Origin of the sequence: Rhodococcus sovatensis, from assembly GCF_037327425.1 — a bacterium.
Taxonomy (GTDB): Bacteria; Actinomycetota; Actinomycetes; order Mycobacteriales; family Mycobacteriaceae; genus Rhodococcoides; species Rhodococcoides sovatense.
The window spans coordinates 3,631,687-3,641,443 of the sequence record NZ_CP147846.1 but is presented as its reverse complement, the minus strand read 5'-3'; the positions used below and the strand labels follow the sequence as shown (position 1 = coordinate 3,641,443).

At 62.2% G+C, this 9,757-nt stretch carries 8 protein-coding genes; 6 read left to right on the top strand and 2 right to left on the bottom strand.

Annotation, left to right across the window (positions count from 1 at the left end; all coding sequences use genetic code 11):
* Nucleotides 1–5: 5 nt before the first annotated feature.
* The 6 genes from WDS16_RS16780 (at nt 6) to WDS16_RS16755 (ending at nt 8,862) form a co-directional block, all read left to right on the top strand.
* Nucleotides 6–1,298, top strand: coding sequence for an MCE family protein (locus WDS16_RS16780; RefSeq protein WP_338893496.1), 1,293 nt, complete (start codon nt 6–8; stop codon nt 1,296–1,298).
* Nucleotides 1,295–2,542 (top strand): MCE family protein, encoded by a 1,248-nt coding sequence (locus WDS16_RS16775; RefSeq protein WP_338886355.1) that lies wholly within the window; start codon nt 1,295–1,297, stop codon nt 2,540–2,542. The genes WDS16_RS16780 and WDS16_RS16775 overlap by 4 nt, the downstream gene beginning before the upstream one ends.
* 124 nt (nt 2,543–2,666) lie before the next feature.
* Complete coding sequence (locus WDS16_RS16770; RefSeq protein WP_338886354.1) at nt 2,667–3,422, top strand: hypothetical protein; 756 nt, start codon at nt 2,667–2,669, stop codon at nt 3,420–3,422.
* Between the two features lie 74 nt (nt 3,423–3,496).
* Nucleotides 3,497–4,396, top strand: a complete 900-nt coding sequence (locus WDS16_RS16765; protein ID WP_338886353.1) for a hypothetical protein — start codon at nt 3,497–3,499, stop codon at nt 4,394–4,396.
* A 226-nt stretch (nt 4,397–4,622) separates the two neighbouring features.
* Nucleotides 4,623–7,181 carry an aminotransferase class III-fold pyridoxal phosphate-dependent enzyme gene (locus WDS16_RS16760; protein ID WP_338886352.1) on the top strand — a complete coding sequence of 853 codons (2,559 nt, stop codon included), beginning with the start codon at nt 4,623–4,625 and terminating at the stop codon, nt 7,179–7,181.
* Nucleotides 7,182–7,755: 574 nt separating this feature from the next.
* Nucleotides 7,756–8,862: a GGDEF domain-containing protein gene (locus WDS16_RS16755; RefSeq protein ID WP_338886351.1), complete on the top strand. Its 1,107-nt coding sequence runs from the start codon at nt 7,756–7,758 to the stop codon at nt 8,860–8,862.
* 467 nt (nt 8,863–9,329) lie between these two features.
* Here the strand turns inward: WDS16_RS16755 and WDS16_RS16750 are convergent, their stop codons facing one another.
* Together WDS16_RS16750 and WDS16_RS16745 are read right to left on the bottom strand one after the other, a co-directional pair.
* Nucleotides 9,330–9,467, bottom strand: coding sequence for a hypothetical protein (locus WDS16_RS16750; protein WP_338886350.1), 138 nt, complete (start codon nt 9,465–9,467; stop codon nt 9,330–9,332).
* Nucleotides 9,464–9,736: a hypothetical protein gene (locus tag WDS16_RS16745; protein WP_338886349.1), complete on the bottom strand. Its 273-nt coding sequence runs from the start codon at nt 9,734–9,736 to the stop codon at nt 9,464–9,466. Before WDS16_RS16745 ends, WDS16_RS16750 begins: the two co-directional genes overlap by 4 nt.
* Nucleotides 9,737–9,757 lie beyond the last annotated feature (21 nt).

Here is a 9,757-nt window from a genome sequence, read left to right as displayed (position 1 = left end):
CGCCGATGAAAGCCTGGATCGCAGGAAAGGGCGCCCGGCCGTTGACGGCGCTTCTCGGCGCGACAGTGGTCGTCATGTCCGCCACCGCGTGTTCTCAAGGTGTGTACGGGATTCCGCTACCGGGTGGTGCCGATGTCGGCAGCAACCCGATCCGCCTGACCATCCAGTTCGAGGACGTCCTCGACCTGGTTCCGCAGTCGACAGTGAAGGTCGACGGTGTCGAGGTCGGCAGAGTCGATTCCATCACCGTTGCCGACAACGAATGGACGGCGAACGTCGGCGTCATCGTCAACGACTCGATCGAGTTGCCGGCGAACGCCACGGCCGCGGTGGAACAAACATCCATCCTCGGTGAGAAGTTCATCCAGTTGACCGTTCCGGAGGGGGATGCAGATCCCCAGAAGCTCTCCGATGGTGACACCATCCCGCTCGATCGAACCAGGGTCACCACCAATATCGAGCAGGTGCTCGGCGCGCTATCACTGCTCCTCAACGGCGGTGGCGTCGGCCAACTCGCTCCGATCGTCAAGGAGCTCAACGCGGCGTTCGACGGGCGCGAGGGCACCACTCGGAGTTTGCTCGAAGAGGCCAACACATTGATCAGCGGTCTCGAGCAGCAGCGCGACGACATCACCCGTGCACTCGACGGTCTCGACGTCCTGACCACCCAGGTGAGTGCGCAGACGGACAAGATCGATCGGGTGCTGCAGGATCTGCCGATCGCGACCGAGGTTCTCGAACAGCAACGTCCGCAGCTGACGCAGATGCTCGGCCAGCTGGACCGCCTCGGCACTGTGGGCACCGATGTGATCAACCAGTCGAAGGACGATCTGATCGCCGATCTACGTGCACTGCGGCCGACCCTGCAGGCGCTCGCCGCGTCAGCCGACGACATCGTGACGACGTTGCCGCTGGTCCCGACGCTGCCGTTCCCGGACGGTATCGAGAAGATCACCCAGGGCAACTCGGCCAACCTCTACCTGTCGCTCGATCTCTCGATCGGTACGGCACTCCGCAACTTCGGCGTGGGTGAAGGGGATCCGGTCTACATCCCACCCAAGTACGGTGACCATCTTCCATCGGTCGATCCCAGCAACCCGTACTACAACGGAAACGGTCCTCGTCCGGGCTGGCCGACGATTTCGCTGTTGCCGCTGCCGCCGATCATTCCGGCGCCGACGCCGGCGCCGGGAGTTCCGGTCGCACCGGGCACCGAGCCCGACGAGGGTGAAACCGGTGCACCGACGCCGTTCGCACCGCTGAACGACCTGATCGAACAACTCGGAGGTGGGCTGTGAGATCGCGGCTGGTCAAGTTTCAGCTCATCGCGTTCATCGTCGTTGCCGTTGTCGGCATCGTCTATGTCGGCGGAAAGTACGTCCGACTCGACAACCTCCTCGGTTTCGGCCAGTACAGCGTCAACGCGCAGTTCGCCGACTCCGGCGGCATCTTCACCAACGCCGAGGTCACCTACCGGGGTGTACCGGTGGGCACCGTAGGCGCGCTGTCGTTGACGTCGGACGGCATCGACGTCGAACTGCTGTTGAACGACGGTGGACCGGAGATTCCGTCATCGGCCCGAGCAATCGTCGCCAACCGGTCGGCGATCGGTGAACAGTATGTCGACTTGCAGCCGACGAGTGACGAAGGCCCATACCTGGAAGATGGTTCGCAGATCGCGACCGCCGATACGCAGACTCCAGTACCGGTCGAGGACGTGCTCGCCAGTACCGATCAGCTGGTACGAACAGTTCCGCTCGAGAACTTGACGACGGTGGTCCAGGAGCTCGGTGCGGCGTTCGACGGTAAGGGCGAGGATCTTCAGACTCTGGTCGATTCACTCGGCACCTTGTCCCAGACGGGTGACGAAGCGCTTCCGCAGACGCTCGCATTGATCCGCGACAGCCGAACCGTGCTGGACACACAGTCCCAGCAGTCCTCGGCTATCCGTCAGTTCAGTGCAGATCTGAACTCGGTCACCGCGCAGCTACGTTCCAACGACCCGGACATCAGGCGGCTGATCAACACCGGCACCGCTGCCAGCGACCAGGTCGGCGCACTCATCGCCGAAGGCGGAGATTCGCTGACGACGGACTTGACCAACATCAACTCTGTCACCGAATTGGCTGCTCCGCGCACGCTGGCACTCAAGCCTCTGCTGATCTTCCTGCCTGCACTGGCTGCAGGCGCAGGGACGCTGACCCCGGGCGACGGCACGATCCACCAGGGTCTGCTGCTGGAGACGAACAATCCGCCGCCCTGCACCCAGGGGTACGAGGGCTCGCAGGCGATCCTCGACGAAGAGAAAGCGAAGAATCCCAACTTCGACCTCACCGAGGAGAACTACCCGCTGAACCTGCAGGCGAACTGCACGACTCCACAGGGCAGCGTGACTGGTGTCCGTAGCTCGAACCGCATTGTCTATGCGGACCCGGAAATCCCGCAGCCGTGGGACGACAAGCCGAAGGTCGATCCGGACAAGCTGAACCTCAACCCGATCGCTTCTCAGCTCGCTCCGCTCATCGGGGTCACTCCCAAGTAGGTCGTGTGCGAGTGGCGGTGGTTCTGCCGAAGTCGGCGGATCCACCGCCTTTCTCGTTTCGTGGTTCCCGTGGTCGGCCTCGGCGCGAATCGAGCCCGTGTTACCGAAGAGTAAGGTTTCAATTGTGAGTTCAAACACCGAGCCCGGTTCGACGGATGACGCGCAGAAGCCGTCGTCTGCCGAACCGAAGAACAAAGCAAAGCCGTTTCTGATCGGCGTATCCATCGTGGCCGCCCTCGCGCTCGCGGCAAGTGTGTGGTTCGGCATCGGCTGGAAGGACGCCGCAGCGGACCGCGCTGTCGCCGAGACCAGAGATTCCGCCCTCACCGGCGCGCAGCAGGCCGTGCTCAACATGACGACTTTGGACTCCGCGAATCTCGACCAGTCCTTCGACACGATTCTCACGTCTGTCACCGGTGACGACATGAGCAAGTTCATCGAGGACATGCGCGCGTCGTTCACCGAGGACCAGCGCGACCTGACGGCGAAGACCACCTCCGAGGTGCTGTCCGGAACGCTCACCGAATTCTCCGAGGACGAGGGCACCGCGAAGGCACTCGTCGTCGTAGCTACTACGACGACGCGCGACGGATACCAACCCTCACGACAGCGTCTTGTCATGGAACTGGGGATGCAAGACGTCGACGGGACGTGGAAGGCATCACAGGCGACGCCGATCGGGGAGCCTGTCCCACTCAATCCAGTGGCGGGCGCTGAGAATCCCAACGCTACTGCCGATCCCAACGCTGCTGCGGATCCTAACGCCGCCGATCCCAATGCGGTCGATCCGAATGCGACTGTCGATCCGAATGCGACTGTGGTACCGGCAGATCCAGGTGCCACCGAGGGCGCAGTGCCCAGCACGTCGAGCGGGCCGTAGAGCCAACACCGCGAGTATTCGCAGTCGTACCCGAAGTCGCGAGTCATACCTGAAATTTTCGAGGAGTTAGACCAGTGCCCCCACAGCGCCGCAAGATCGTTCCCCCGAACACGACGTCCAAAGCCCGGAAGAAGGTCGCGGGGGCAGGGAGGAAGGTCGAGGACTCCCAGCCGCCGACCACTGACACGGCAGAAACTGCCGCGACCGCTGATGCCACGACCGCTGATGCCGTAGTAGCTGATGCCGCGACCGCTGAGCCCGCTGTCGTCGATTCTGCTCCGGAGGCGACCGCCGAAGCCGACACAGTGAAGGCCGACACAGTGAAGGCCGACACTGCTGGAACCGACACTGCTGGAGCCGATACCGCTGCGACGGACACCGTGCAGGCCGACAAGCCGTCGCTCGATAAGAAGAAGTCGGTGGCCGGTGAAACGCCCAAGGATGCTGAAGCACCCGAGGTCGACTCTGAATCGTCGACGAGTGGGCGTACTCGGTGGATGCCGACGATCGTGGTGGGTGTTGTTGCAGCGCTGCTCATTGCATTTGCAACCGTCGCGGCCATGAAGCCGGGGACGTCGGTGGAGAACGCAGCGTGGGTCGACCAGGCAACGTCCGCCGAGGTGACTAGGGCTGCGACCGAGGGCCTCACGGCGCTGTACCGGTACAACTGGGAAACCATCGACGACGACCTGGCCAAGGCGCGTGAGTACATGGGGCCGACGTTGCAGGAGCAGACGAATCAGTTTCTCGATGCGATCAAGTCCGGCGCAGTGCAGACACAGACAGCCACCGAGGTCGACGTCATGGACATCGGACTGACGCGCCTCGAAGCCGACAAGGCAGAGGTACTCGCGAACATGAACGTCAGCTCGACGCGTGCAGGCGCTGCCTACGACAGTGCAATGTTCCCGATCATGGTGAACATGGAACTGATCGACGGGAAGTGGGTCGTTTCAGCGACCGAACTGAAGTGATCGTGTGAGATCTGTTACACGAGTCGATGGAAAGGCGAGACAAACCGACCGTAAGTGAGGTTTGTCGTACTGAATCCGTAGTCTGTGCATCTTTGTTCCGCTAACTACAGCCGTTAGGCAGTTACCATCGCGCTTGCGTCCCACAGTGGGGCGAGCTCTGGTTGCGCGAGATCGCCTCCCGGCAGCTTGCGCTACCGGAGGTGGTTTCGCGAGACACGGAGCACAGATGACCGACTTATCGATCGGACGAATTTCCACCGAACTTCCCACGGGCCGCGACGGCTATGCGACAAGTGTCAATCCTGAGTTGTTTCGGCTGCTGAAGGCCGTTGACTTGGACATCGAGTACGTGTCGGGTCAAGGCACTGCTCTGCACGACGCCTCGGGCCGTGTTCACCTCGATTTCGCTGGTGCCTACGGCGCACTTCCGTTCGGCCACAATCCTGACTGTGTGTGGCGTGCCATGGATACAGTCCGGGCCACTGGAGAGGCCATCTTCGTGCAGCCCTCGGTGCTGCACCCGGCAGGCGAGCTTGCGAACAAGCTCGTGGAGGTTGCGCCGCCGGGTTTGGGACGCGTGACCTTCGTCAACAGCGGTGCCGAAGCGATGGAGATCGCTATCAAGATCGCTAGGTCCGCCACCGGGCGGATGGGAGTTCTCAGTACACACAACAGTTTTCACGGGAAGACTCTCGGCGCTCTGTCGGCGACGGGCAACAGCAAGTATCAGCTTGGATTCGGTGCTCCGGTTTCCGGCTTCGAGGCGATTGCTTTCGGGGACAGTGATGCGTTGGAGCAGACTCTGAAAGACTCACCGGATCATTTCGCGGTGTTCGTCGTCGAGCCGATCCAGGGCGAGGGCGGAGTCGTCGTACCACCGGCGGGCTACCTGTCCCGGGTACGTGAAATCTGCACTGCGCACGGCGTTCTCATGGCTCTCGACGAGGTGCAGACCGGATTGGGCCGGACCGGAACGATGTTCGCGTGCGACTACGAAGGCGTCGTCCCGGACATTCTGGCCCTTGCGAAAGCGCTAGGGGGCGGGGTCCTGCCCAGCGGAGCAGTGCTGTGTCGAACCGAACTGGTGGGGGAGAGCTTCGCGCTCCGGCACACGTCTACTTTCGCGGGCAACGCGCTCACCGCGCGCGTAGGAATCGCGGTGCTCGACGAGTTGACGGCGGACGACAGTGCACTGGTGACGAGGGTCGAAGAACTCGGCGATACCGTGAAGAGCGAACTTCGCAAACTCGCGCTGAAGTACCCCACCGTAGTCACGGATGTACGCGGTCGAGGACTGCTACTCGGAGTCGAGCTCACCGAGGACATCAATTTCGTCGGCAGGCAGGCGATTCTCGGTTCCATTGCAGACCAGCAGAATCTGGCGGTGATGGTGTCGTCCTATCTGTCGCAGGTGGAGGGAATTCGCCTCGCTCCAACCCTTTTCGGGGCGCGTGTGCTCAGGGTGGAACCACCGCTCACGGTGACGGATTCCGAATGCCGGCGCATGGTGGCCGCGCTGGACCGTGCGTTCGCATTCGCTGCAGCAGGAGATCTGGGCGGCCTGATCGGACATCTCGTCGGACGGTCGCCGAAGCCTGCACCCACCACGAACTCGCTCATCGGTGCCAGGCTTCCGCACCGACCCGAGGTCGAGGGTGACACCCGCTTCGGCTTCATCGCCCATCCCTTGGACCTCGACGTCTTCGAAAGCTTCGATGCATCGTTGGTCGAGTTCTCGCACGCCGAACGGGAGGATCTGCTGAACAGATTCGCCTCGGCGACATCGGAACTCAACCCGTCCCCGTTCGTCGTCGGCAGCGGCAGAATTGTCACCGAACACGACGGTTCCGCCCACGGTAATCTGATCGGACTGCCGTTCACCTCGCGGGCATTGCTGAAGTTGCCGTCCGGGGCGGCTGTTGCGGCAATAGCCGCAGCCGCGAACCTTGCCTTCGAGCGTGGGGCGACGGTCGTCGGACTCGGCGGGTATTCCTCGGTGGTCACCGCGAACGGGCTTGCGCTCGGAACGATGGCAGGCGTTCTGACAACGGGCAATTCGTTCACGGCGGCCGCCAGCATACGGGCCGTCCACCGAGTGTGCGCTGAGCGACACATCGATCTGGGCACGACGCGTGTGACCATCCTCGGTGCAGCAGGAGCGATCGGGCGAACTATCGCGCGTGCATTGGCGCCCGACGTCGGTACCATCACCCTCGTCGGACGTCCGGGTGAGCACGGGCAGGTTGCACCCAAACTATGGGCCGCGGCGGGCGAGATCGCAGACGCGGCGCGGGGCGGATCAGGCGCTCTTGCCGCAGCGGCCAGCCGCGGATCGCTCGACGACCTGGTGGCAAGCGGGCATCTCGAGTTCTTCGACGATCCTGCCGCTGGAGTCGCCCGTGCCCACATCGTGATCGCAGCAACCTCGGCACCTCATTCGCTGATCGACGCGACGGATCTGGCGCCCGACGCCATAGTCTGCGATGTCGCGCAGCCACCGAACATTCCGCACGACGTGGGTCGTATTCGTCCCGATGTGACGGTGTTCGACGGTGGCATTGTTCGGCTGCCGGCAGGGTCGGACTTCGGGTTGAACTACGGTCTTGCCCCGGGACTGACGTATGCGTGCATGGCAGAGACGATGCTGTTGTCTTTGTCCGGAGAATTCGAACTTCGAAGCATCGGAACCGCTTTGGACAGTGCCAACGTCCATCGGCTCGGGGTGTTGGCCGATCGGTACGGGTTCGAGTTGGCCGAGGCCACCCGGTGGCGCGAGTCGCGCTAGTTGCGATCGGTCGTCGCGTGCTGTGGCCGGGGGATCAGCGTTCCCCGGCTACGGCACGCGGTCGTCGGTTGGAGCATCCGCGTCCAGAGCCCCCGACTCGTTCAGAACGACAGACCTCATCAGTCCCAGACCGCCGAGCTTTGAGCTACCACGTACACCCCTTCTGTCTCACTCCTCAGCTAGTTCATGACAATATCGTCACCTGTGGCATAGGTCACAGACAAGCTGCTTGACGACATCGTCATAAAAGTCGGCTCGCTGAGTGGGATCTAGACTTCCTGCGACAGCAGGCCTCGAGGTAGGAGCGATACGTGTCGGAAATCTACGGACTCGAGCGCCGCAAAGCACGGACGGTTCGACGTCGACGATCCCGATCGGGCGTTGGCTTAGGTGGCGGGCAGCCGGAGCGGGACGAAAGAGATGTGTGCGCGGCCTCTTCCTCAGTGCTGTGCCGCCGGCCTGCATTCAGTCGGAGATCCGCAGGCCCGGCTATCGACCCGGGCATGACAGCATAAGTCAGGGTCCTCGTGAAGACGGCTTTCCGGCGACTATCGAAACCGAGGTTGAACGTGTGATGGGCGCTCTTCGCGTTTGGTGGTCTGCCGCGGTCGACTACGACTGGGTGGTGAGTTATCACCGCACCCATCCGGTTCTGCGTACCGCGCCCTATCTGATTGCAACGACGTTTGCGCTGTTTGCGTTTATTGCCGCGCTGAATCTAGCCTCGAGTCGAGGTGAGGTTGCGCCCTATGCGCGTTGGGTTTTGGCCTGCGTCGTCGTGCTTTCGTTGATGAACGGCGTGTGGTGGCTGCAAGGAAAGTTGCCGACCAGAACCCAATCCCGGTGGTTTGTCGCGGTGGGTGACAGCGAAATCGCGGCGATGTTGTTCTCGCTGCCACAGACCCCGATAGCAATTGCGCTGGGCATGCTCTTTGCACCTGCGGGCAACTACACAAACGTGTTTCACGGCCCGCGTGCTTTTGTGGTTCACCATTTGTTGTCGTTGGGTGTTGTCGTAGTTCTCTTCTTTCGGGTGATCGTGTCAGAACCGGAGGAGACTTTAACTGCGCTGACAGCATTGATCGCTGTGATTATGGTGTTGTTTGCTGCCTCGCCACTCAACCACTTCTTTTTCGATAGCCTCCGACAGGACGCAGCGCGGTCGTACTTCGACCACTTGACCGGACTACGGAACCGACGAGGGTTGTTCGCGGCTGTGAACGTTCTTCTGCAGGGGCCGAAGGCTGGCGAGTCGCCGAACTTCCGCAGCGTGTCCGCGATCAGCATCGATCTGGACTCGTTCAAAGCGGTTAACGACAGGTTCGGTCATGCGACCGGGGACGAAGTTCTCCGAGATACAGCTGCTCGCATTCGTCGTCTGTGCGGTGACGAAGCGATCGGCGCGCGCCTGGGCGGCGAAGAGTTCGTCGTGGTACTCGTCAGCGAACCCGACCGGGCGGGCCAGCTCGCCTGTTCTCTCCTCTCGGCAATTTTCAACGCCGACGATCGCGCGCCGGTGTCAGCCTCAATCGGAGTCGCGTCGGCACCGATCCAGGATTTCGAATCCGGTGTAGACATGCCACGCACTGTGCGGGCCCTGATCGACGTCGCAGACGATGCGATGTACGAGGCCAAACGCCGAGGAGGGAATCGCATCGTTGTAGGCAGGGTTCGAGATTGACCGTATGACCACACGCCTTGCATACGGACGGGCTTAGTGGTGTACGCCAGTGGTTCGGCGGGGTCATGCTGGAACGCGGCTTCGGGCTGTCAGTGCGAGTTGCCGGTGTAGGTCGGCGGCGGGTGTATTTCCACGCGGATGACTGTGTGGTGCGTTTGTACCGGTCGGGAAGGCGTGCAACCGGTCTCGATGGCGGTGATTCTGGAAGTCGCGCAGTGTGAATGCCTTTCGTTGGACAGTGATGTAAAGATCGCGACCTGGTTCAGCCACGTGCGTGGACGGGGTATGCACCATGACCGCACTCGGGCACCGCGCGGTGATGCCGGTTCTCTACGTGCATCGGCTGGAGGCACGAGCAGTGTGGACGTCGCACGCGGCAAAGTAGGTGAGGCCGTGCCGCGGCGTCGGTAGTCATGGCTCACGCACATAGCTCGACCCACTCCAACGGCCGTCGGCCAGTTGTGGAGCTACCTCACGCGTTTCCAGATGATGATCGCAGCAGCGATCCCGACAAGGAGCAACGTGGCGACTATCCCGACTTTCCAGATGAAGTCGATGAGCAGGTGATGCACCAGTTCGTCTCCATCGGCCGCGAGCGTTGTCATGAACAGTCTCGGTCTCGGTCTTCGTCGAGCCGCTTCGCGGCCGATTTCGCGGCCCGGGTGGTCCATGACCCGCGGGCGGAGGACTGGGATCGCCGCGCGTACATATCGGCCGCGCGCACGGCCATCGGTCCGATGCGCTGTTTGGTGCCATCCCATCTACCGCGTCGTTTCAGATGCACCGCGATACCGAAGAGTGCGAGGGCGACGACGGTCACCAAGGCAGCGATGATAGCGAATCGGATGAGCAGCAAGGTCAGTACGGTCTCCACAACATCTCCTCTTTAGAAGCA